We start from the raw sequence: 22,080 nt of genomic DNA, 5'->3' as shown, positions 1-22,080 counted from the left end.
GACCCGGTTCCGTACGGAGAGGGGCGCCCCCACCGCACATGGGGGCGCCCCTCTCCGTGTCCGCCGTCGTCGGGCCGGCGCCGGTCCGTCCGGGGTCAGTTCGCCCGGTCGAAGTCGATCTTGCTGTAGGCGCGCAGCTTCGCGAGCCGGTGCGTGGAGTCGATCTGGCGGATCGTGCCGGACTTCGAGCGCATGACCAGGGACTGGGTGGTCGCGGTCTCGGAGCGGTAGCGCACCCCGCGCAGCAGCTCGCCGTCGGTGATGCCGGTGGCGACGAAGAAGACGTTGTCGCCGCTGACCAGGTCGGTCGTGGTGAGGACCCGGTCCAGGTCGTGGCCCGCGTCGACGGCCTTCTGGCGCTCCGCGTCGTCCTTCGGCCACAGCTTGCCCTGGATCACGCCGCCCAGGCACTTGATGGCACAGGCCGAGATGATGCCCTCGGGCGTGCCGCCGATGCCCATGAGCAGGTCGACGCCGGTGCCCTCGCGGGCGGCCATGATCGAGCCGGCCACGTCGCCGTCGGAGATGAACTTGATCCGGGCGCCGGTCTCGCGGATCTCCTTGACCATGCCCTCGTGGCGGGGGCGGTCCAGGATGACGACGGTGACGTCCTCGGCGTTCATGCCCTTCGCCTTGGCGACCCGGCGGATGTTGACCGAGACGGGCGCGTTGATGTCGACGAAGTCGGCGGCCTCGGGGCCGGTGACCAGCTTGTCCATGTAGAAGACCGCGGACGGGTCGAACATGGCGCCGCGGTCGGCGGCGGCGAGCACGGCGATGGCGTTCGGCATGCCCTTGGCGTTCAGGGTGGTGCCGTCGATCGGGTCCACGGCGATGTCGACCTCGGCGCCGGTGCCGTCGCCGACCCGCTCGCCGTTGAAGAGCATCGGCGCCTCGTCCTTCTCGCCCTCGCCGATGACGACGACGCCGTTCATCGAGACGGTCGAGATGAGGGTCCGCATCGCGTTGACCGCGGCGCCGTCCGCGCCGATCTTGTCGCCGCGGCCGACCCAGCGGCCGGCGGCCATGGCGGCGGCCTCGGTCACCCGGACCAGTTCGAGGGCCAGGTTGCGGTCGGGAGCCTCGGGGGAGACCTCGAGCTCGGGGGGCAGGTGGTGCTCGGTCATCGGAGCGCACCTTTCTGTACGACGACGGCCGGAAAAAGGAGGGTGCTGTGACTCTATCGCCAGGTCGACAAATTGAGCAGAGGGGCCCACGTATGAGCGCGGGACCCGGATGCGACCATATGGGGCGTGGCAGCTAAGCGAGGCAGGCAGACGGTACGCGGGATGTTCCAGTCCCTCGGTGTGATCATGGTCGCCGCGGGGGTCATGTATCTCTTCATCCCGCACGACGAGGACGCGGCTCCGGTGAAGGCCAAGGACTACCGGGTCGAGCTGATCACGGCCCAGCGCGCGGCGCCGTATCCGGTGCTCGCGCCCGAGGGCCTCGGCGAGGGCTGGAAGGCGACGGTCGTCTCGTACAAGCGCGAGCAGGGCGACGCCTGGCAGCTCGGCTTCCTCTCCCCGGACACCCAGTACGTCTCGGTCAACCAGTCGACCACCGAGCCGAAGAAGTTCGTGCCCAAGGTCACCCACGCGGCCAAGGACACCGGGAAGACGCAGACGGTGGCCGGCCAGGTGTGGCAGCGCTGGGAGGGCCCCAAGTACGACGCGCTGGTGCGGACCGACGGCGGGGCGACCACGGTCGTGACGGGGACGGCGTCCTTCGACACCCTCGCGGAGATGGCCGCCGCGCTCCGGTCGAAGCAGGCCTGACGCCCCGGGCGCGACGAAGCCCCCGGTGCCGAGGCACCGGGGGCTTCGCCGTGCGCGGGTCCGGCTCAGACGGTCGTGATGACCTCGTCGTAGGCCAGGCGCGGGGAGCGCGGGAACCAGGCGTCCTCGCCCGGCTTGCCGATGTTGACGACCATCAGCGGGGTGTGGTCGGCGTCCAGGAACTCCTTCTGGACGCCGGCGAAGTCCAGGCCGGTCATCGGGCCGGCGGCCAGGCCGGCGGCGCGGATGCCGATGATGAAGTACGCGGCCTGGAGGGCGGCGTTCAGCAGGGCGGAACCCTCGCGGACCGGACGCTCGGCGAAGAACATGTCCTTGGCCTGCGGGAAGTGCGGGAGCAGGGCCGGGAGCTCCTCGTGGAACTCGTTGTCGGCGGAGAGGATCGCGACGAGCGGCGCCGTGCGGGTCTTGGCCTGGTTGCCCTCGGCCATGTGCTTCACGAGGCGCTCGCGGGCCTCCTCGGAGCGGACCAGGGTGATGCGCAGCGGGGTCTGGTTGAAGGCGGTGGGGCCGTACTTCACCAGGTCGTAGATCGCCTGGACCTGCTCGTCGGTCACCGGCTCGTCGGTGAACGTGTTGGCGGTGCGGGCCTCGCGGAAGAGGAGGTCCTGGGCGGCGGAGTCGAGAACGAGGGACATGCTGCGTACCTTCCGGACTGCAAGGGGACCGCCCGGCGGGGATCCGGGCGATGTCTCGACAGTACGCCCAGGATTGGTGAAAGTTCAACTATCCGATCCGGATAGTGATCCGGTTCACTCGCGCCAGTCTAACGGCCCCTCGGCCCCCGCCCCCGTCCGCTCACTCCTCCCCGTCCCCCTCGTCGTCCTCCCCGGCCGCCAGGGAGGCGTCGAGCCGGGCCCTGGCCCCCTCCAGCCAGCGCCGGCAGACCTTCGCCAGCTCCTCGCCGCGCTCCCAGAGCGCCAGCGACTCCTCCAGCGTCGTCCCGCCCGCCTCCAGGCGCCGGACCACCTCGACCAGCTCGTCGCGGGCCTCCTCGTATCCGAGGGACGCCGTCGTCTCCGTACCGCTCGCCATCTCTTCTCCGTCCTCCATGTCCCGTCCGGTTCCGTGCCCGATTCCGGGTCCGGTCCCACTTCCGTGCCCGCTTCTGTACCCGTGCCCGTTTCTGCGCCCGGGCCCGCTCCCGCGTCCGCCCCGGCTCAGGCGCGCCGCACCGTGAACTCGCCCTCGGCCACCCGAGCCCGCAGCTCCTCGCCCTCCGCGACCTCCGCCGCCGCGCGGACCACCGCCCCGTCCGCCCGCTGGAGCACCGCGTAGCCGCGCTCCAGGGTCGCCGCGGGGGAGAGCGCCCGCACCCGCGCCCGGGTGTGCGCCACCTCCGACTCCGCCCGGTCGAGCAGGTGCCCGAGGACCCGCCGGCTCCGCGCGAGCAGGGCGTCCAGCTCGTCCTCCCGGGCCTCCACCATCCGCAGCGGCTGCTCCATCACCGGCCGGGCCAGCGCCTGCGCGAGCCCCCGCTCCTCCCGCTCGACGAGCCCCCGGACCGTCCGCAGCGCCCGGTCCCGCAGCCCGCGCACCCGCTCCAGCTCCTCGCCCACGTCCGGGACGACCTTCTTCGCCGCGTCCGTCGGCGTGGAGGCCCGCAGGTCGGCCACCAGGTCGAGCAGCGGGGAGTCCGGCTCGTGCCCGATCGCGGACACCACCGGCGTCCGGCACGCGGCCACCGCCCGCACCAGCTGCTCGTCCGAGAAGGGCAGCAGGTCCTCGACGCTGCCGCCGCCCCGGGCCACCACGATCACGTCCACGTCCTCGTGGGCGTCCAGCTCCCGGACCGCCGCGATCACCTGGGGGACCGCCTTCACGCCCTGCACCGGCACGTTCCGCACCTCGAAGCGGACGGCCGGCCATCTGCGCCGCGCGTTCTCCAGCACGTCCCGCTCGGCCGCCGACGCCCGGCCGCAGACCAGGCCGATCAGCCGCGGCAGGAACGGCAGAGGCTTCTTCCGGTCGAGCGCGAACAGCCCCTCGGCCGCCAGCCCCCGCTTCAGCTGCTCCAGCCGGGCCAGCAGCTCGCCGACCCCCACCGGCTTGATCTCCGCCGCCCGCAGCGACAACTGCCCGCGCGGCGCGTACCACTCCGGCTTGGCGTGCACGACGACCCGCGCGCCCTCCGAGACGACGTCGGCCACCGCGTCGAAGACCTGCCGGTAACAGGTCACCCCGATGGAGACGTCGTACGAGGGGTCCCGCAGCGTCAGGAAGACCACCCCGGCCCCGGGGCGCCGCGAGAGCTGGGTGATCTGCCCCTCGACCCAGATCGCCCCCAGCCGGTCGATCCACCCCCCGATCATCCGGGAGACCTCACCGACGGGCAGCGGCGCTTCGGCGGACGTAGTCAGAGCCATGCACCGAGCGTAACGGCGCCCTCCGACAACGTCAGCGCCACGACGGCCCGAGCGGCCCCCGCCCCGGCCCGCCCCGGCCCGCCCCCGGGACCGCGGAGCCCCGCGGGCTCACCCCCCGGCGGGCCGCCGCCCCGCCCCCTGCACCGCCAGCACCACCAGGCCCACGCCCAGCCAGACCACGCCCACCAGCTGCGCCGCCGCCGACGCCTCCACGATCACCGCGACCAGGATCGCCGCGCCGACCACCGGCAGGACGACGTGCTTCAGCCAGTGCGGCTCGCCCTCCGCCCGCCGGACCGCGAACCAGCCCACCACGCTCGCGTGCAGCAGGACGAAGGCCGTCAGCGCGCCGATGTCGACCACCGACACCAGGTGGTCCAGGCCGTCGTCGCGGCGGGCCGCCCACACCGCCGCGATCATCGTCACCGTCGCCGACACCAGCAGCGCCACCCGGGGCACGCCCGAGTCGGTCCGCGCCAGCGCGTGCGGCAGCCGCCCCTCGCGGCCCATAGCGAAGAGCAGCCGGCCGCCCGCCGCCTGCCCGGCCAGCGCCGCGAAGGCCGCGCCGATCGCCTTCGACACGGCGACCAGGTCGTGCAGCCAGCCGCCCACCGAGGCGTCCACCGCGTCGTAGAAGGCGGAGCCCTGCCTCCCCGGGTCGGCCGCCAGCTCCGCCGAGGAGACCGGTTCCAGGAGCGCCACCAGCCAGGTCTGCGCGACGAACAGCACACCCGCCAGCACCAGACAGAAGAGCAGCGCCCGCGCCACCTTCGCCGAGCCCCCGGTGACCTCCTCCGCGAAGGCCGCGATCGCGTCGAAGCCGAGGTACGACAGGACCGCCACCGACACCGCGCCGACCACCGCCGCGAGCGAGAAGGTCCCGTCGCCGGTGAGCGGCGACCACCAGTCGCGCTGCGCCCCGTCCCGTACGAGCACCACCACCGCCGACACCACGAAGACCAGCAGCACCACGATCTCCATCGCGAGCACCGCGAAGCCCACCCGGGCCGCCGCCCGCACCCCCCACAGGTTGAGCAGGGTGGTCACCACCACCGCGATCCCCGTCCACACCCACCGGTGCACCTCCGGCACCAGCGCCTCCATCGCGATCCCCGCGAAGAGGTACGCGACGGCCGGGATCAGCAGGTAGTCGAGCATCGCCATCCAGCCGGCGACGAACCCGGGCCCCTCGCCCAGCCCCTTGCGGGCGTACGCGAAGACCGAGCCGGCCTGCGGGGCGACCCGGACCATCTGCGCGTAGCTGAAGGCCGTGAACGCCATGGCCACCGTCGCCACGACGTACACCAGTGCGACCGCGCCGCCGGACTTCGCGTCGAGCGTGCCGAAGACGCCGACCGGCGCCATCGGCGCGATGAACAGCAGTCCGTACACGACCAGGTCGCGGAAGCCGAGCGTCCTGCGGAGCCCCGTGTGGTCCGGCCCCGGCTCCGCCCGGTCCACCTGCGCGTTCTCAGCCATGGCGTCAGTCTCGGACACGGCCGCGCTCCAGCCGGTCACCGACGCGGCCTTACGATGGGACGCATGACTGCAACGCCCGCGACCAACCGCCCGAAGCGTGTCCTGCTCGCCGCTCCCCGCGGCTACTGCGCGGGCGTGGACCGTGCCGTGATCGCCGTGGAGAAGGCCCTGGAGCAGTACGGGGCCCCCGTCTACGTCCGCCACGAGATCGTCCACAACAAGTACGTCGTCCAGACCCTGGAGCGGAAGGGCGCGATCTTCGTCGACCAGGCCACCGAGGTCCCGCCCGGCAACATCGTGATGTTCTCCGCGCACGGCGTCGCCCCGACCGTCCACGAGGAGGCCCGCCGGGGCCGGCTCGCGACGATCGACGCGACCTGCCCGCTGGTCACCAAGGTCCACAAGGAGGCCGTCCGCTACGCCAAGGAGGACTTCGACATCCTCCTCATCGGCCACGAGGGCCACGAGGAGGTCATCGGCACCTCCGGCGAGGCCCCCGACCACATCCAGCTCGTCGACGGCCCCGAGGACGTCGCCAAGGTCGAGGTCCGCGACCCCTCCAAGGTCGTCTGGCTCTCCCAGACCACCCTCTCGGTCGACGAGACCATGGAGACGGTCGACGCCCTCAAGGACAAGTTCCCGCAGCTCCTCTCCCCGCCGTCGGACGACATCTGCTACGCCACGCAGAACCGCCAGACCGCGATCAAGGAGCTGGCCGGCCAGGCCGAGCTCGTCATCGTCGTCGGCTCCAAGAACTCCTCGAACTCGATCCGCATGGTCGAGGTCGCCAAGCAGGCCGGCGTCCCCGCCGCGTACCTGGTGGACTTCGCGAGCGAGATCGACGAGGCGTGGCTGGAGGGCGTGACCTCGGTCGGCCTCTCCTCCGGCGCCTCCGTCCCCGACGTGCTGGTCCAGGAGGTCCTGGAGTGGCTGGCGCAGCGCGGCTACGCGGACGTGGAGCTCGTCAAGACCGCCGACGAGCACCTCACCTTCTCGCTCCCCAAGGAGCTCCGCCGCGACCTGCGCGCCGAGGCCGCCGAGCTCGTCAAGGAGTAGGACCCGCCCCCGCCGGTTAGCTTGGGTCCATGAACGTCTTCGGAGTGGACATCGGCGGCTCGGGCATCAAGGGCGCCCCCGTGGACCTGGAGCGGGGCGCCCTCACCGAGGAGCGGTACAAGGTCCTCACCCCGCAACCCTCGACGCCCCGCGACGTCGCCGCCAGCGTCGCGGAGGTCGTGGCCCACTTCGGCTGGACCGGCCCGATCGGCGTCACCTTCCCCGGCGTCGTCACCGGCAGCACGGTCCGCACCGCCGCCAACGTCGACCCGTCCTGGATCGACACCGACGCGGGCGCCCTCATCAGCGGAGCCGTCGGCGGCCTCCCCGTCACCGTCCTCAACGACGCCGACGCGGCCGGCGTCGCCGAGATGACCTTCGGCGCCGGCCGCGGCCGCACCGGCACGGTGATCCTGCTGACCCTCGGCACCGGCATCGGCTCCGCCGTCTTCACCGAGGGCCGCCTGGTGCCCAACACGGAACTCGGCCACCTGGAGCTCAAGGGCCACGACGCCGAGAAGCGTGCCTCCTCGAAGGCGCGCGAGGACGAGGAGCTGAGCTGGGAGCACTGGGCCACCAAGCGGCTCCGGAAGTACCTGGCCCACGTGGAGATGCTCTTCTCCCCGGAGCTGTTCATCCTCGGCGGCGGCGTGAGCCGCAAGGCCGACAAGTTCCTCCCGTACCTCGACGGCCTGCGCACCGAGATCGTCCCGGCGGAGCTGAGGAACGACGCCGGCATCGTCGGCGCGGCGATGGCCGCGAGCACGCGGCGGACCCGGCCGGAGCGGACCGTACGGGCGTGACCGCACGGGCGTGACCGCGGGCGGCGGGCCGGCTACGGGGTCGTCCGCCGGCCGCGGGCGGCGGACGGGTTCCGCCGGGCGGGGCCGGGGCCGGTGCCGCGGGGGGTCCCGGCCGGCTGGGCCGGGCCGGCGGGACGGCGCCGCCGGCGGCCCATCTCCCGCACCTTCCGTACGCTCGCGATGACCCCGGCGACCAGCGTGCCGCCGTACAGCCAGCCCGCGTGCACGGCGAGGGCGGTGATCACGGCCATCGCCTGGCCGCCGAAGCCCCCGCTGCCGCCCGAGATCGGCACCACGCCCACCGCGAAGGCGATCGGGACGGCGATCGGGGCCGTGACCAGGTCGGCGGTACGGACCCAGAGCGCGGTGAGCGCGCTCACCGGCAGGAACAGCAGCCCGAAGGCCAGCGGCGAACCGTCCAGGACCAGCCAGTCCAGGAAGCCGACGACGAGCATCGCCGCCGAGGCGAAGAGCCCCGCGCCGAGACCGGTGAGCCGGGGCGCGGGCAGCCGCCGCAGGGCCTGCACCACCGGCGGCGCCGGCCGCCGCGCGGCGGCCGGGGTGCCGACCCGGTAGACGGTGGCCGCACCGGCCCCGGCCCCCTCCACCTCCACGAGCGCGCCGGGCGGCGTGAGCGGGGTCTGCGGCCGTCTGCGGCCTTGCGGCTGACTTGTCCTGCGCTGCTGCTGCTCCACCTCACCAACGTAGGTCGGCGGGCGGCGGGAGGGGCCCGGGACACGCCCTTCGGGTGATCTCGGGCCGCACTTCGACCGAAGTCGGCCGAAGACGACTGCCGCCCGGCCGGTGAGGGGCGCCCCGGGCCCCCCGTAAACTGGGGGATCGACCCATCATCCGTATCTAGGGAAGTCGCCACCGTGTCGCTCACGATCGGAATCGTCGGCCTGCCGAATGTCGGCAAGTCGACCCTGTTCAACGCCCTGACCAAGAACGACGTGCTGGCGGCCAACTACCCGTTCGCCACGATCGAGCCCAACGTCGGCGTCGTCGGCGTCCCCGACCCCCGCCTGGCCAAGCTCGCCGAGATCTTCGGCTCGCAGCGCGTCCTTCCGGCCACCGTCGACTTCGTCGACATCGCCGGCATCGTGCGCGGCGCGAGCGAGGGCGAGGGCCTGGGCAACAAGTTCCTCGCGAACATCCGCGAGTCGGACGCGATCTGCCAGGTCATCCGCGCCTTCAAGGACGAGAACGTCGTCCACGTCGACGGCAAGGTCTCGCCCAAGGACGACATCGAGACGATCAACACCGAGCTGATCCTCGCCGACCTCCAGACCATCGAGAAGGTCCTCCCGCGCCTGGCGAAGGAGGCCCGCATCAAGAAGGACGTGGCCCCCAAGGTCGCGGCCGTCGAGGCGGCGAAGGAGATCCTGGAGCGCGGCGACACCCTCTTCTCCCAGGGCATCGTCCAGGGCTCGGAGAAGGCGGAGCTCCTCCACGACCTCCACCTCCTCACCACCAAGCCCTTCCTCTACGTCTTCAACGTCGACGAGGACGAGCTCACCGACGACGCCTTCAAGGCCGAGCAGAGCGCCCTCGTCGCCCCGGCCGAGGCGATCTTCCTCAACGCCAAGCTGGAGGCGGACCTCGCCGAGCTCGACGAGGAGGACGCCATGGAGCTCCTCCAGTCCGTCGGCGCCGAGGAGCCCGGCCTCGCCACCCTCGCCCGCGTCGGCTTCGACACCCTCGGCCTCCAGACCTACCTCACGGCCGGCCCGAAGGAGTCCCGCGCCTGGACGATCAAGAAGGGCGCCACGGCCCCCGAGGCGGCCGGTGTCATCCACACCGACTTCCAGAAGGGCTTCATCAAGGCCGAGGTCATCTCCTTCGCCGACCTCGTCGAGACCGGCTCCGTCGCCGACGCCCGCGCCGCCGGCAAGGCCCGCATGGAGGGCAAGGAGTACGTCATGCAGGACGGCGACGTGGTGGAGTTCCGCTTCAACGTCTGACCCGCGTCCGTGCCGAGCGCCCGTTCCTCCCTCCGGGGGTGCGGGCGCTTCGGTATCGGGCGTCCGCCCGTCGGTTTCGGCCGAATCGGGGGGTGGGGGCGGGATCGGTGCAGGTGGGGGCGGGAGCGGCGCGTATTCTCTGCTGCCGGGGGAGCGGCGGGGGAGAAGCGACGCGGAGGTACGGGTGGAGTTCCGGCTGCTCGGGTCCGTGGCCGTGGTGACGGAGAGCGGCGACGTGGCGCCCGGGCCGGTCAAGCGGACCAGCCTGCTGGCCGCGCTGCTGCTGCGTCCCAACACGGCCGTGAACGTGACGGGCCTGATGGACGCGCTGTGGGAGGACGAGCCTCCGACGCACGCCAAGACCGTGCTCCAGGGGCACGTCTCGCGGCTGCGGGCGCTGCTCGCCGCGCACGGGGCCGAGGCGTACGGCGTCGAGCTCACCACGCAGGGGTCGGCGTACCTGCTGCGGATGCCGGAGTCGCTGGTCGACGCGCACCGGTTCGAGGAGCTCGTGGGGCTCGCGGGCGCGCAGCGGCACGCGGCCGACAGCGTGCGGATGCTGCGCGAGGCGCTGTCGTACTGGCAGGGGCCCGCGCTCACCGGCACCGTGCCCAGCGGGCCGCTGGAGGCCGCCGCCACCGCCCTGGAGGAGCTGCGGCTCTCCTCGGTGGAGGCGCTGGCGGAGGCGTACGGGAAGCTCGGCGAGCACGGCCGGGCCGCCGCCGTCCTGCGGACCGAGGCCGTCGCGCACCCGCTGCGCGAGTCGCTGGCCGCCGCGCTGATGACGGCACTGGCCCGGGCCGGCCGCCGGTCGGACGCCCTCGACTGGTACCACCGCACCCGCCGGCTGCTCGCCGAGGAGCTGGGCGTGGATCCGGGCGGGGCGCTGAGCGAGACGTACGCGGCGCTGCTGCGGGACCCGGGGAGCGGCGGGCCGGTGCCGGCCGTGGCCCCGGTGGCCGCGGTGCCCGAGGCCCCCGACGTGCCCGTGGTGCCCGAGCTGTTGCCGCGCGCGCCGCGCGGGTTCACCGGCCGGGAGGCCGAGACCGCGCTGCTCGACCGGGCGGCCGGCGGGGGCGAGGGGCCGGTCTGTCTGGTGACCGGGCCCGCCGGGGTCGGCAAGACGGCGTTCGCGGTGCAGTGGGCCCACCGGCGGCGGGTCGCCTTCCCCGACGGGCGGCTCTTCGCCGACCTGCGCGGCTTCAGTGACACCCCGGCGCCCGAGACGGGCGTCGTGCTGCGGGAGTTCCTGCTCGCGCTCGGCGTGCCGCAGCAGCGGGTGCCGGAGACGGCCGTGGGGCGCGGGGCGCTCTTCCGCAGCCTCACCGCCGGCCGCCGGATGCTCGTCGTCCTCGACAACGCCCGTTCCTCCGAGCAGGTCAGGCCGCTGCTGCCCGGCGGCGAGGGGTGCGTGACCGTGGTGACCAGCCGGGACCGGCTCGGCGGGCTGATCGCCTCCGACGCGGCCCGCCCGGTGCCGCTCGGCCAGCTGCCGCCCGCCGACGCGACGGAGCTCCTCGCGACCGTGCTCGGGGAGGCGCGGGTCGCCGCCGAGCCGGACGCCGCCGCCCGGCTCGCCGGGCTCTGCGACGGGCTGCCGCTCGCGCTGCGGGTGACGGCCGCCCGGCTCGCCGAGCGGCCGGGGCGGTCCCTCGGCGCGATGGTCGGCGAACTCGCCGACGAGCAGGGCCGGCTGGCCCTCCTCGACGTGGAGGACGTCGGGGTCTCCGCCGCCCTGCGCCTCACCGTGCAGCAGCTGCCCGAGTCCGCCGCCCGCGCCTTCCGCGCGCTCGGCCTGCACACCGGCTCCGACGTGGACCACTTCGCCGCCGCCGCGCTCGCCGGCACCACGCCCGCGCGGGCCTCGGCCGACCTGGAGCGGCTCGCCGCGGCCCACCTCCTCACCGAGGCGGTGCCCGGCCGCTGGACCCCGCACGACCTCGTACGGCTCTACGCGCGCGGACTCGCCCCGCAGGCCGATCCGGAGGGGCTGCGCCGGCTCCTCGACCACTACCTGTACACGGGGCTCGCGGCCGACGCCGCCGCGGAGCCGGGCTCGCAGCCCTGCTACGCGCTGCCCGCCGACGTCCGCCGGCCCGCCGCGATCCCGGAGTTCGAGGGGCGGGCGGCCGCGCTCGACTGGTACGCGGCCGAACGCCCCGCCCTGGAGGGGGCGGTGGCCGCCTCCGCCGCCCTCGGGCTGCACGACCGGGCCTGGCGGCTCGCCCTCGTGCCGTGGCCGCTGATGCTCATGCGGCTCCAGGACGGCTGGACCCCGCTCCTGGAGGCGGGCCTCGCCTCGGCCGAGGCGGTCGGCGACCCCGACGCGCAGTCCCGGACCCGGGCGCTGCTCGGCTGGATCCTCCACGAGGAGGGGCGGGACGAGGAGGCGCTCGTCCACCTGGAGCAGGCGCCCGGGCTCGCCGCCCGGGCCGGCGACCCGATCAGCGAGGCGATCGCCGTCGTCAACCACGCGGCGGTCCTCGACGCCACGGGGGAGTGCGCCCGGGCCCGCGCGCTCATGGCGGAGGCGGTCGTGCTCGCCGACCGGACCGGGCACCCGTCCACGCAGGTGCTGACCCTCCAGCACCTGGCCGGGCACTGTCTGCGGGCGGGGGAGTACGAGCAGGCCCTGGCGCACGTGCTTCGCGCGGGGGAACTCGTGGCGCCCGACGCCGTCGTGGTCCAGGCCCAGCTGCGGATCACGCGGGGCGAGGCGCTGGCCGGCATCGGCCGCCTGGAGGAGGCGGCCCACCAGCTGGAACGGGCCGCCGCCGACGCCGAGGCGGCCGGTTTCCCGGAGGGCACGGCGCGGGCGACGGAGCGGCTCGCGCGGCTGGCGGCGGGGCGTTAGCGATACGCAAGCGGTACGGCAGCGCGGAGCCGGAAGCTGAACTCGGCAACAACCGACCGCTTCACACTTCACGCTCCACGGGGGAAACCGACATGCGTACGTCGCACCGCACCACCAGGGCCGCCCTGCTCGTCGCCGCCGTCACCGCCGCCTCGCTCGGCCTGACGGCCTGCGGGGGCGAGGACGGCGCGAAGGACGCCGGCAGCGCGAAGACCTCGCAGCAGGCCGCCGCCCCGGAGACCACGTCCGCCGCCCCGGCCGCCTCGGCCACCGCCGGCGGGAGCGGCGCCGCGGGCGGGTCCGGGGACGCCACCGCGTCCGGCGCCCCGGCCGCCGCGAAGGGCTCGACCGGGGGCCAGGGTTCCACCGGCGGCCAGGGTTCCACCGGCGGGCAGAGCTCGACCGGTGACCAGGGTGCCGCCGACGCGCAGGCGCCCGTCTGCGCCTATGGCGACGTGAAGATCACCGCCGCGAAGGCGGACGAGGTGCCCACCGAGCACATCGTCCTGACCGCCACCAACACCTCCGGCCGCGCCTGCCGCCTCCTCGGCCACCCGCTCATCGCCTTCGGCGAGATCCAGACGGCGAAGGACGTCCCGCCCGTCGCCAAGAGCAAGCCGGCCGCCCCCGTGGTCCTGAACCCGGGCGCGCCCGCCTACGCCAACGTGCGCGTCGCGCTCGGCGGCGTCCACGAGGACAACAAGGTGGTGAAGGAGTTCAACGTGAACCTCTTCGCCGCCGACGGCCCGGCCGAGGGCAGCGTTGTGGTCACCGCCCCGGCGGGCGGCATCGCGGTCGACGAGGCCGTCGCCAAGACGGGGTACTGGACGCCGGAACTCCGCAACGGCGCCGACGAGTTCTGATCCGGGCGGCCCGCCGGGCCGCCGACGACGGGCCCGTCTCCCGGGGGATCGGAGACGGGCCCGTTCCCGTGTGTCGCCGCTGTGAATTCGCGGAACGGGTTCGCGGGCGCCGGCGGGAGGGCCGGGCCGGGGTCCGGGAGCGCGCCGCCGCAGGTGAGGGGGCCGGTGAGGGCCGCCCGAAGCTACCGGCCGGTCATGTCGGTTCTGTGGCACGGGTGTTGCGGGGCCGCAGGGGCTCTTGTGCGATTCCTATGGATCGGCCAATCTTTCGGTCGACGACAGGGCGGTCGGGAGTCGCGGGAGTCGGCGTCGGGCCGTACGTGCTCTTGTCATGTCCCTGTCGAGAGTGATGGTCACTCGGGCTCCACCCCCACGGGAGCACCCCCCACGAGGAGGACACCTCACATGGCAGTGATGCGCGCATCGCGTCGCCGTATCTCCACCGCCGCGGCCATAGCCGTCGCCGCGCTCGCCCTCGGCTCGCTCTCCGCCCTCCCCGCCTCCGCCGCCGCCACGGCCCCGGAGGGCGTCATCGAGAACGCCGGCGCCGAAGGCACCGTCCCGGGCAGCTACATCGTCACCCTCGACGAGTCCGCCCAGGCGGAGACCGCCCGGGGCCGGGCCGTCGCCACCAAGTTCGGCGCGAAGATCAAGCGCACCTACACCTCGGCGCTCAACGGCTACTCGATCGAGCTCTCCGAGGCGCAGGCGAAGAAGCTCGCCGCCGACCCCGCCGTGAAGTCCGTGGTGCAGAACCGCGTCTTCACCATCGACGGCACCCAGCCCTCCCCGCCGTCCTGGGGCCTCGACCGGGTCGACCAGAAGGCCCTGCCGCTGAACTCCAGCTACAGCTACCCGGACAGCGCGGGCCAGGGCGTCACCGCGTACATCATCGACACCGGCGTACGCGTCAGCCACAGCGACTTCGGCGGCCGCGCCGCCAACGGCTACGACGCCATCGACAACGACAACACCGCCCAGGACGGCCACGGCCACGGCACCCACGTCGCCGGCACCGTCGCGGGCGGCGCGTACGGCGTCGCCAAGAAGGCGAAGATCGTCGGCGTCCGCGTCCTCGACAACTCCGGCTCCGGCACGACCGAGCAGGTCGTCGCGGGCATCGACTGGGTGACGCGCAACGCCGTCAAGCCGGCCGTCGCCAACATGAGCCTCGGCGGCGGGATCGACAGCGTCCTCGACACGGCCGTCCGCAACTCGATCGCCTCCGGCGTCACCTACGCGGTCGCGGCCGGCAACGACGGCTCCAACGCCTCCAACTACTCGCCGGCGCGGGTCACCGAGGCCATCACCGTCGGCTCCACCACGTCGACCGACGCCCGCTCCAGCTTCTCCAACTACGGCAGCGTCCTCGACATCTTCGCCCCGGGCTCCTCCATCAAGTCGGCCTGGAACACCAGCGACACCGCCACCAACACCATCTCCGGCACCTCGATGGCGACCCCGCACGTCGCCGGCGCCGCCGCCGTCTACCTCGCCGACAACCCGACGGCCACCCCGGCGCAGGTCTCCACGGCCCTGACGACCGCCGCCACCCCGAACGTCGTCACCAGCCCCGGCACCGGCTCCCCGAACAAGCTGCTCTTCGTCGGTGGCGGCGGCACCACCCCGCCGCCCGGCCCGAAGTTCGAGAACACCGCCGACTACGCCATCGCCGACAACGCGACCGTCGAGTCCCCGGTCACCGTCAGCGGCGTCTCCGGCAACGCCCCCTCGGCCCTCCAGGTCCCGGTGAACATCGCCCACACCTACATCGGTGACCTCCAGGTCCAGCTCATCGCCCCCGACGGCACGGCGTACACGCTGAAGGCCTTCGGCACCGGCGGCAGCGCGGACAACATCAACACCACCTACACCGTCAACGCCTCCGCGGAGGTCGCCAACGGCACCTGGAAGCTCCGCGTGACGGACAACGCCAACGCCGACACCGGCAAGATCGACTCCTGGGCGCTCCAGTTCTGAGCGACCGTGAGCCAGTGAACGCCTGAGGGGCGGCCGTCGGCGGACGGCCGCCCCTCACCCGTTCCCGTACGCGCCCCCGTCCTCCTCCTCGTCCTCCCAGCGGTACTCCACCGGCTCCTCGACCCATCCCGCCGACAGCACCAGCCGCGAGGTGCGGTGCACGGCGAGGAAGCCGAACGGCCGGTCGCAGGTGAAGTCGACGCGGCGCACCACGTACGGCTTCGGCGGGTCCCACGCCCCGCCCGCCACGAGGCTCAGGGCGGTCACCGCCGCCGCCTCGAAGCCGTCCTCGGTGAAGCGGGCCAGGGCCGACTGCGCGCCCCGGGTGACCGCCAGCGGGTGGTCGCTGACGCCGGGGAAGTGACCGCGGCTCGTGTCCGTCGCCGCGGTCAGGCCGAACACCCCGGCGAGGGCCGTCAGATCGTGCTCGCCGGTGATGTCGAACGGCGAGGCCGTGACGTCGAGGACGGGCGTGCGCTTCGTGGCGCGCACGTGCCGCACGGCGAGACCGGGACCGGGCTCGCCGAGCGGCAGCAGGTCCCCGGGGACGAGGGGGTGCGTCCGGTCCAGCACGCCGAGCCCGGCGGCGAGCACCGCGCCCGGCGCGGCGTCCTCCTCGCCGAGCAGGAGGTGGACGTCGACCCCGGTGTCGCCGAGCACCCGCAGGACCGTGAGCGGCCCGGCGGGCGTCCGCGCGACGCCGACCCGGTCGAGCAGGCCGGTCGTGCGGCGCAGCCCGACCAGGTCCCGGCCCGCCCAGGGACCGCTCTCCGGGGCCATCCCGCATTCCCAGAAGGGGCGCAGCCAGCGGGTCCGTACGGTCAGGGCGCCCGCGAGCACCAGCCGGACCGACGCGTCGAGGTCCAGGGGCATCGCCGGGATCAGCCCGCCCGTCCGCTCCGCCGCCCAGGCGTCCAGCGCCGCCTTGTCCGCCGCGTCGTCCCCGCCGAACCGGCCGAGCGAGGCGCCGGGCAGCCCGGCCGCCCACTCGTCGCGCAGCGGCAGGTCCGGCCGGGCCCACAGCCCGATCGCGGCCGCCGAGCCGCGGATGCCGTCCAGCGCGCGCACCAGCCCCCGGGCCGCCCCGGCGGCGTCCTCCGCCCGCATGCCCAGCGCCTCGGCGAGCTCCGCGCGGGCCGGGCCCGCCGCGCCCGCCGCGAGGAAGGCGAGGAGGGGCCAGACGCCGGCGGCGGAGAAGACGGTGTTCCGGCGGGGGCCGGGGAGCGCGGCGGCCCAGCGCCCGGTGAGCCGGTTCACCGCCCGGACGGTGCTGCCCGGGAGCGACGGCGTCCAGCCGGACGGCGCCGGTCCGTCCGTCCGCGTCGGGGTGGACGGCTCCGTGTCGTCCGCTCGCGTCGGGATGGACGGGGCCGGTCGGTCCGCTCGCGTCGAGGCGTGCGGCGTCGGTCCGTTCGCTTGCGTCGGGGTGGACGGCGCCGGTCCGTTCGCTCGCGTCGGGGTGGTCGGCTCCGGTCCGTCCGTCCGCTTTTCGCCCCGCATCGCCGCCCCCTCCGCCGGACCGCGTACGATGCGCGCCCGATCGTCTGTTCGCCCCCGCCCCAACAGGAGCACCGTACCCGTGGAGCCGACCCAGCCGCCCCAGCCGTCCGAGCCGGGGGCGTCCGCCGTACCGCCCGCGCCCGCCGCGTACCCGGTCTCCGGCCCGTACGCGGCCCCGGGGCCGTACACCTCGCCGGGGATGCCCTACGTGGCGGCGCCCGGGCCCTACGGGCCGTACGGGGCGCCGCGGGCGACCACCAACGGGCTCGCCGTCGGCTCCCTCGTCAGCGGCATCGTCTGCTGCCTGCCGCCGCTCGGGCTCGTCCTCGGCGTCTTCGCGCTGCGGCAGATCAAGAAGCGGGGGCAGAACGGCAAGGGGCTCGCGATCGCCGGCACCGCGCTCTCCACGATCAGCACCCTGCTGGTCGTCCTCGGTCTGATCACCGGTCAGATCCAGGAAGGCGTACGGGCGTTCAGGGACGGCATGCGGGAGGCCGCCGCCGTCCGCATGCCGACGGAGCTGCGCACCGGCGAGTGCTTCCTCGACGACAGCGAGCAGGGCGAGTACACCCTCGGGGTCCGGGTCGTCGACTGCGCGGAACCCCACAACGGCGAGATCACCGGCCGGTTCGAGGTCACCGGCTTCGACGCGTGGCCCGGCGAGAAGAAGCTCCAGCAGCTCGGCGAGGAGCGCTGCGAGACCATGGCCGGCACCTACGCGCTGGACACCTGGTCGCTGGGACCCGACGCCTGGACCCTCCACTACTTCCCGGACCGGCGGGCGTGGCGCGAGGGCGAGCACCGCATCGCCTGCGGCATCGGCGGCGAGGAGCGGACCAGGGGCTCGCTCCGCTCCGACGCGACCACGCTCACCACGGACCAGATGGCCTTCCTCACCCATGTGAACCCCATCGAGGACGCCGTCTACGAGGAGCCGGAGGACGACCCGGAGGACGACATCGAGGCCAACCGCGCCTGGGCCGCCGACGTCCGCGCGGCGATCGACTCGGCTCGCGTCGGGCTGCGCGGCCGCGCCTGGGAGAAGTCCGCGCAGGCGCCGGTGGGCACGTACCTGGCGAGCCTGGACTCGGCGTCGAAGCAGTGGGGGAAGCTGGCGGGGGCCGCCGACGCGGACGCCTTCTGGGCGGAGTACGACCGCGCCTGGGAGCTGCTGCCGGAGGAGGGCAGCAAGGACGTCCGCAAGGCCCTGGACCTCACGTCCACGCCTCCGCCGGCCGACGGCGAGAAGGGGTCCGCCTAGCGGGGCCGCGCCCGGCGGGACTCCGGCCGGACGGGGCTCCGCCCGGGCGGTTCTCCGGCCGGGCGGGGTGTCCTGCGGGGCGGGGTGTCCTGCGGGGCGGGGTGTCCTGCGGGGTACGCGGGCGGGGCCGGGTCCCGGTGTGGGAGACCCGGCCCCGCGGCGTGCGGACCGGACCGCCGGTGCCGGGAGGCGGCCCGGGGCGGGGACGGCGGCCCGTGACCGGCCGCCGTCCCCGGTTCCCGGGCACGCCGTCACCGGCGGTCCGGTCCGCGGCCCCCGGGGCGCCGGCGGGGCGGCCCGGGGGAGCGGGCGGGGTCAGCGGCGGGTGAGGCCGCGGTCGATGGCGTCGATCAGCTCGCCGTCGGCGGTGTCGCCGTCCAGCGACCAGACCATCGCGCCGGCGAGCCCGTGGGCCCGGACCCAGTTCGCCTTGGTGCGCAGCACGGCCGGGTCGTCATAGGTCCACAGGGTGGTGCCGTCGAAGAGCCAGGCGTGCCCGTTCCGGTGGCCGCGGTGGAGCGCGTACGTCCCCGACTCCGCGAGCTTCTTGAGGTTCTTGTAGTCCTCCGAGCCGGGCGCCCAGGTCGCCGGCGCGGGGCCCGCGGCGGGCTGCCCGAGGCCGTCGCCGCCGCCGGTCACGCCGGTCCAGCCCTGGCCGTAGAACGGCATGCCGACGACGAGCTTGTGGGCGGGGGCGCCGCGCCGCAGCCAGGACCTCACGGTCCCCTCGACGCTCCAGTCGTCCTTGGCGAAGAGCGCGGACTGCTGGGCGGTGGTCTTCTCGCCGGAGACGTGGAAGTCGTAGCCCTGGAGGTTCACGAAGTCGAAGTCCCGCATGATCTTGGCGACTTCGAAGCCCGCGTCGATCTTGGCGGGGGCGGTGGGCACGTACGCGCTCAGCTCGTAGTGCTTCCGCTGCGGGAGCGAGCGACCGTACGCGTCGAGCTGGGTGCGGAACTCCCGTACCAGGGCGGTGAAGTTGACCTTGTCCTCGGGCCGGATGACGTTGCCCGGGTTGCCCTCGGAGCCGGGCCACTCCCAGTCGAGGTCGATGCCGTCGAAGAGGCCGGCGGCCGCGCCGGCGCCGCCGCGGGCGCCGTCCTGCGGGAGGTTGCCCTTGATGTACAGGTCGATGCACGAGGAGACCAGGGCCCTGCGGGACTCGGGGGTGCGCGCGGCGTCGGAGAAGTACGCCGAGCCGCTCCAGCCGCCCAGCGAGATCATGACCTTGAGGTTCGGGTGCTTCGCCTTCAGCTCGCGCAGCTGGTTGAAGTTGCCGGCCAGCGGCTGCTCGGCGGTGTCGGCCGTCCCGTCCACCGAGTCGGCGGCGTCGACCGGGCGGACGTAGTCGGCCCAGGGGTCGGAGCCGGGGACCGGCCCGATGACGCACTTGCCGGCCTTGTCGACGATGCCGAAGGCGTAGTTGATGTGGCTGAGCCGGGCCGCGGAGCCGCTCGTCTCCAGGTCCTTGACCTGGAAGTCCCTTCCGTAGATGCCCCATTGGGTGAAGTAGCCGACCCGCTTGAGGGCGTGTTCGGCGGCCGGCGGGCGGGGTGCGGGGCGCGGGTGGGCGTCGGCGGCGGGGGCCAGGGAGGCGAGGAGGCCGAGGGCGGCCGCGGCGGCCGCGGCGAAGGCCGGCTTGGTCAGGGCTCTGGGGCGCATGGGCTCGTTCCTGTGCGAGGCGGGCGGGCCGAGAAGCTGCTGAGCGGGCGTGCAGGCAGGAACGTATTGGTCCAGACCAATAGGGGTCAAGGGGGTGGGAGGTGACGGACTGTTTCATCACTTCGAGTGAAACTCTGGCCCATGCTTGCGGATGGCCACATTCGGTTGTCAGGCTGTAGCTGTCTGTCAACCTGAGGGGAGTGTCCAGTGACGTTCGGTGAGCAGCCCGCCTACCTGCGCGTGGCGAGCGATCTGCGGGAGAAGATCGCGAACGGCTCGCTCCCGCCGCATACCCGCCTTCCCTCGCAGGCACGCATCCGCGAGGAGTACGGGGTGTCGGACACCGTCGCGCTGGAGGCCCGCAAGGTGCTCATGGCCGAGGGGCTCGTCGAGGGCCGCTCCGGCTCGGGGACGTACGTCCGGGAGCGGCCGGTGCCCCGCCGCGTCGCCCGCTCCGGCTACCGGCCCGCCGCCGGCGCCTCCCCCTTCCGGCAGGAGCAGGCCGCCGAGGGCGCGCGCGGCACCTGGGACGCGCACAGCGAGCAGGAGGAGGCGGGCGGGGAGGTCGCCGCCCGGCTCGGCATCGCGCCGGGCGACCGCGTGATGCGCACCCGGTACGTCTACCGGGACGGCGGCGAGGCCATGATGATCGCCACCTCCTGGGAGCCGCTCGCCGTCACCGGCCGCACCCCCGTCATGCTCCCCGAGGAAGGGCCGCTCGGCGGCTGCGGCGTGGTCGAGCGGATGGCGGCGATCGACGTCGTCGTGGACAACGTGGTGGAGGAGGTCGGCGCCCGCCCCGGCCTCGCGGAGGAACTGCTCGTCCTCGGCGGCGTCCCCGGCCATGTGGTCATGGTCGTCGAGCGCACCTTCTACGCCTCGGGGCTGGCCGTCGAGACCGCCGACATCGTCGTCCCCGCCGACCGCTACCGCCTCTCGTACCACCTCCCGGTCCGCTGATCCCCGGCGCCCCGGCCCCCTCCCGGTCCGCTGACCCCCGGCGCCCCGGCCCCCCTCCCGTCCGGCGCCCCCGCACCGCTCCCGTTCCCATGCCGGGCCCCGCCGTCCCCGCGGCGGGGCCCGGCATGCGGCCTTCGGCCTCCTTCCGTCGGTAACCGGCCGATCCCGTGCCTCTTGGTGAAAACCCGTATCCGCTGTGTGAAGGTCAGGCGTAAGCTCAGGCATATGCGGATTGCGGTTTCCCGGAGATCCTTGGTGACGCCTGGCCCGGCGGAGGGAGAAGCCTGATGACCGACAGCGGCCCCGTCCACCCGTGGCTCGTGATACGGCAGGACGACAACGGCAACCGCTACCGGGTGGGGCGGTACGCGACCCAGGACGAAGCCCAGAAGATCGCGGACACGCTCGACGAGCGCGGCCACAAGCAGCTCTACTGGGTCGAGCGCATCGCCCCCACCGGCTGACGCCCGGATACCCTCGCGGGCATGACCGAACGCACCACCCCTCACGGCACCGGACCCGACCGCGGGACCGGTGCCGTGCTCGTCGTCGCGGCCGCCCTGGTCGACCGCGGCCGGCTCCTCGCCGCCCGCCGCAGCGCCCCCGCCGACCTCGCCGGCCGCTGGGAACTCCCCGGCGGCAAGGTCGAACCCGGCGAGCGCCCCGAGGACGCCCTCGTCCGCGAACTGCGCGAGGAGCTGGGCGTCGAGGTCGAGCCCGGCGAGCGGATCCCCGGCGAATGGCCCCTCAAGCCCGGCTACGTGCTGCGGGTGTGGACCGCCCGCCTCCTCTCCGGCGAACCCCGCCCGCTCCAGGACCACGACCGGCTGCGCTGGCTCGCCCGCCACGAACTGGACGCCGTGGACTGGCTCGACCAGGACCGCCCCGCCGTCGCGCGGGCGGCGCTCGGCCTCCCCGCCGCGCGCCCCTAGCCCGGGCGCGCGGCCGGCGCCCTACGCCGTCCGTGCCACCGTGCGCCCGCGGTCGCACCCGGAGGGATATTTCGTCCTTATTTTCGGGTATGTCCCCATTGGTTCCTCGGGAGAGGGTGCTCCTCTTCCTGCCGAATTCCTGCCGAACCACGGTTGGGGAAGTGATCGCGTGTGATCGACACCGACGGCGCCCGCGCCGAGTGGAACTTCCCGGCGGAGGCCGACGCGGTGCGCACCGCACGCCACGCCGTCCGCGAGACGCTCCGCTCCTGGCGGATCGACGCGGCCGTCGGGGACGTGGCGGTCCTGCTGGTCAGCGAGCTGGTCACCAACTCCCTGCGGTACGCCTCCGGACCCATCGGCGTGCGGATCCTGCGCGCCGAGGGCGCCGCCACCGACCCGCCCCGCCACTCGGCGCTCCTCGTGGAGGTCTCCGATCCGCTTCCGGATCCCCCCACCGAACGGCCCGCGGGACCCGACGACGAAGGGGGCCGCGGGCTCGCCCTCGTGGCCTGCTCCGCCCGCCGCTGGGGGACCCGGCAGGGCGGCACCGGGAAAACCGTATGGTTCGAGCTGGCTCTCCCTGGTGAGTAAAGAGGGAGGG

Annotated in this window: 20 protein-coding genes; 12 read left to right on the top strand and 8 right to left on the bottom strand. The window is 74.2% G+C overall.

Annotation, left to right across the window (positions count from 1 at the left end; all coding sequences use genetic code 11):
* Nucleotides 1-95: 95 nt before the first annotated feature.
* Nucleotides 96-1,127 (bottom strand): class II fructose-bisphosphatase, encoded by a 1,032-nt coding sequence (gene glpX / locus AB0E83_RS02850; protein WP_362104839.1) that lies wholly within the window; start codon nt 1,125-1,127, stop codon nt 96-98.
* A 126-nt stretch (nt 1,128-1,253) separates the two neighbouring features.
* Here glpX and AB0E83_RS02845 point away from each other — a divergent pair, with 126 nt between their 5' ends.
* Entirely contained in the window at nt 1,254-1,778 is a 525-nt protein-coding gene (locus AB0E83_RS02845) for a DUF4245 domain-containing protein (RefSeq protein ID WP_362104836.1), read from the top strand.
* Between the two features lie 65 nt (nt 1,779-1,843).
* Here AB0E83_RS02845 and AB0E83_RS02840 read toward each other — a convergent pair whose 3' ends face one another.
* From AB0E83_RS02840 to AB0E83_RS02825, 4 genes are all read right to left on the bottom strand, one after another.
* Nucleotides 1,844-2,434 (bottom strand): malonic semialdehyde reductase, encoded by a 591-nt coding sequence (locus tag AB0E83_RS02840; RefSeq protein WP_362104833.1) that lies wholly within the window; start codon nt 2,432-2,434, stop codon nt 1,844-1,846.
* A 160-nt stretch (nt 2,435-2,594) separates the two neighbouring features.
* Nucleotides 2,595-2,849 carry an exodeoxyribonuclease VII small subunit gene (locus AB0E83_RS02835; protein WP_362104830.1) on the bottom strand — a complete coding sequence of 85 codons (255 nt, stop codon included), beginning with the start codon at nt 2,847-2,849 and terminating at the stop codon, nt 2,595-2,597.
* Nucleotides 2,850-2,956: 107 nt separating this feature from the next.
* The gene (xseA, locus tag AB0E83_RS02830) at nt 2,957-4,162 is read right to left on the bottom strand and encodes an exodeoxyribonuclease VII large subunit (protein WP_362104827.1); all 1,206 of its coding nucleotides are present in this window, start codon (nt 4,160-4,162) and stop codon (nt 2,957-2,959) included.
* Between the two features lie 108 nt (nt 4,163-4,270).
* Nucleotides 4,271-5,641, bottom strand: coding sequence for an APC family permease (locus AB0E83_RS02825; RefSeq protein WP_362104824.1), 1,371 nt, complete (start codon nt 5,639-5,641; stop codon nt 4,271-4,273).
* Nucleotides 5,642-5,695: 54 nt separating this feature from the next.
* Between AB0E83_RS02825 and AB0E83_RS02820 the strand changes: the two genes are divergently transcribed.
* Together AB0E83_RS02820 and ppgK are read left to right on the top strand one after the other, a co-directional pair.
* Nucleotides 5,696-6,697: a 4-hydroxy-3-methylbut-2-enyl diphosphate reductase gene (locus AB0E83_RS02820; protein WP_362104821.1), complete on the top strand. Its 1,002-nt coding sequence runs from the start codon at nt 5,696-5,698 to the stop codon at nt 6,695-6,697.
* Between the two features lie 29 nt (nt 6,698-6,726).
* The gene (gene ppgK, locus AB0E83_RS02815) at nt 6,727-7,500 is read left to right on the top strand and encodes a polyphosphate--glucose phosphotransferase (RefSeq protein ID WP_362104819.1); all 774 of its coding nucleotides are present in this window, start codon (nt 6,727-6,729) and stop codon (nt 7,498-7,500) included.
* Nucleotides 7,501-7,532: 32 nt separating this feature from the next.
* Here ppgK and AB0E83_RS02810 read toward each other — a convergent pair whose 3' ends face one another.
* Complete coding sequence (locus tag AB0E83_RS02810) at nt 7,533-8,108, bottom strand: DUF6542 domain-containing protein (RefSeq protein WP_362105102.1); 576 nt, start codon at nt 8,106-8,108, stop codon at nt 7,533-7,535.
* A 267-nt stretch (nt 8,109-8,375) separates the two neighbouring features.
* Between AB0E83_RS02810 and ychF the strand changes: the two genes are divergently transcribed.
* From ychF to AB0E83_RS02790, 4 genes are all read left to right on the top strand, one after another.
* Nucleotides 8,376-9,464: a redox-regulated ATPase YchF gene (gene ychF, locus AB0E83_RS02805; protein ID WP_362104816.1), complete on the top strand. Its 1,089-nt coding sequence runs from the start codon at nt 8,376-8,378 to the stop codon at nt 9,462-9,464.
* 184 nt (nt 9,465-9,648) lie between these two features.
* Nucleotides 9,649-12,318, top strand: coding sequence for a BTAD domain-containing putative transcriptional regulator (locus AB0E83_RS02800; RefSeq protein ID WP_362104813.1), 2,670 nt, complete (start codon nt 9,649-9,651; stop codon nt 12,316-12,318).
* Nucleotides 12,319-12,410: 92 nt separating this feature from the next.
* Entirely contained in the window at nt 12,411-13,181 is a 771-nt protein-coding gene (locus tag AB0E83_RS02795; protein WP_362104810.1) for a DUF4232 domain-containing protein, read from the top strand.
* 405 nt (nt 13,182-13,586) lie between these two features.
* Nucleotides 13,587-15,161 carry a S8 family peptidase gene (locus tag AB0E83_RS02790; protein WP_362104806.1) on the top strand — a complete coding sequence of 525 codons (1,575 nt, stop codon included), beginning with the start codon at nt 13,587-13,589 and terminating at the stop codon, nt 15,159-15,161.
* Between the two features lie 54 nt (nt 15,162-15,215).
* Here the strand turns inward: AB0E83_RS02790 and AB0E83_RS02785 are convergent, their stop codons facing one another.
* Nucleotides 15,216-16,418, bottom strand: coding sequence for a serpin family protein (locus AB0E83_RS02785; RefSeq protein WP_362104803.1), 1,203 nt, complete (start codon nt 16,416-16,418; stop codon nt 15,216-15,218).
* Nucleotides 16,419-16,740: 322 nt separating this feature from the next.
* On the opposite strand from AB0E83_RS02785, the gene AB0E83_RS02780 reads away from it, so the two are divergent.
* Nucleotides 16,741-17,922, top strand: coding sequence for a DUF4190 domain-containing protein (locus tag AB0E83_RS02780; protein ID WP_362104800.1), 1,182 nt, complete (start codon nt 16,741-16,743; stop codon nt 17,920-17,922).
* Between the two features lie 315 nt (nt 17,923-18,237).
* Here AB0E83_RS02780 and AB0E83_RS02775 read toward each other — a convergent pair whose 3' ends face one another.
* A complete protein-coding gene (locus AB0E83_RS02775) occupies nt 18,238-19,584 on the bottom strand; it encodes a glycoside hydrolase family 18 protein (RefSeq protein WP_362104797.1) in 1,347 nt (448 codons plus the stop codon).
* Nucleotides 19,585-19,791: 207 nt separating this feature from the next.
* On the opposite strand from AB0E83_RS02775, the gene AB0E83_RS02770 reads away from it, so the two are divergent.
* The 4 genes from AB0E83_RS02770 to AB0E83_RS02755 all read left to right on the top strand — a co-directional run bounded on the left by AB0E83_RS02770 (nt 19,792) and on the right by AB0E83_RS02755 (nt 22,070).
* Nucleotides 19,792-20,544, top strand: a complete 753-nt coding sequence (locus AB0E83_RS02770) for a GntR family transcriptional regulator (RefSeq protein WP_362104794.1) — start codon at nt 19,792-19,794, stop codon at nt 20,542-20,544.
* A 287-nt stretch (nt 20,545-20,831) separates the two neighbouring features.
* Nucleotides 20,832-21,008, top strand: coding sequence for an SPOR domain-containing protein (locus AB0E83_RS02765; protein WP_362104792.1), 177 nt, complete (start codon nt 20,832-20,834; stop codon nt 21,006-21,008).
* A 21-nt stretch (nt 21,009-21,029) separates the two neighbouring features.
* Nucleotides 21,030-21,476 carry a (deoxy)nucleoside triphosphate pyrophosphohydrolase gene (locus AB0E83_RS02760; protein WP_362104789.1) on the top strand — a complete coding sequence of 149 codons (447 nt, stop codon included), beginning with the start codon at nt 21,030-21,032 and terminating at the stop codon, nt 21,474-21,476.
* 171 nt (nt 21,477-21,647) lie between these two features.
* A complete protein-coding gene (locus AB0E83_RS02755; protein ID WP_362104786.1) occupies nt 21,648-22,070 on the top strand; it encodes an ATP-binding protein in 423 nt (140 codons plus the stop codon).
* Nucleotides 22,071-22,080: the final 10 nt, after the last annotated feature.

The organism is Streptomyces sp. NPDC035033 (assembly GCF_040636735.1).
Classification (GTDB): Bacteria; Actinomycetota; Actinomycetes; order Streptomycetales; family Streptomycetaceae; genus Streptomyces.
This window is presented reverse-complemented; position numbering and strand designations above follow the sequence as displayed.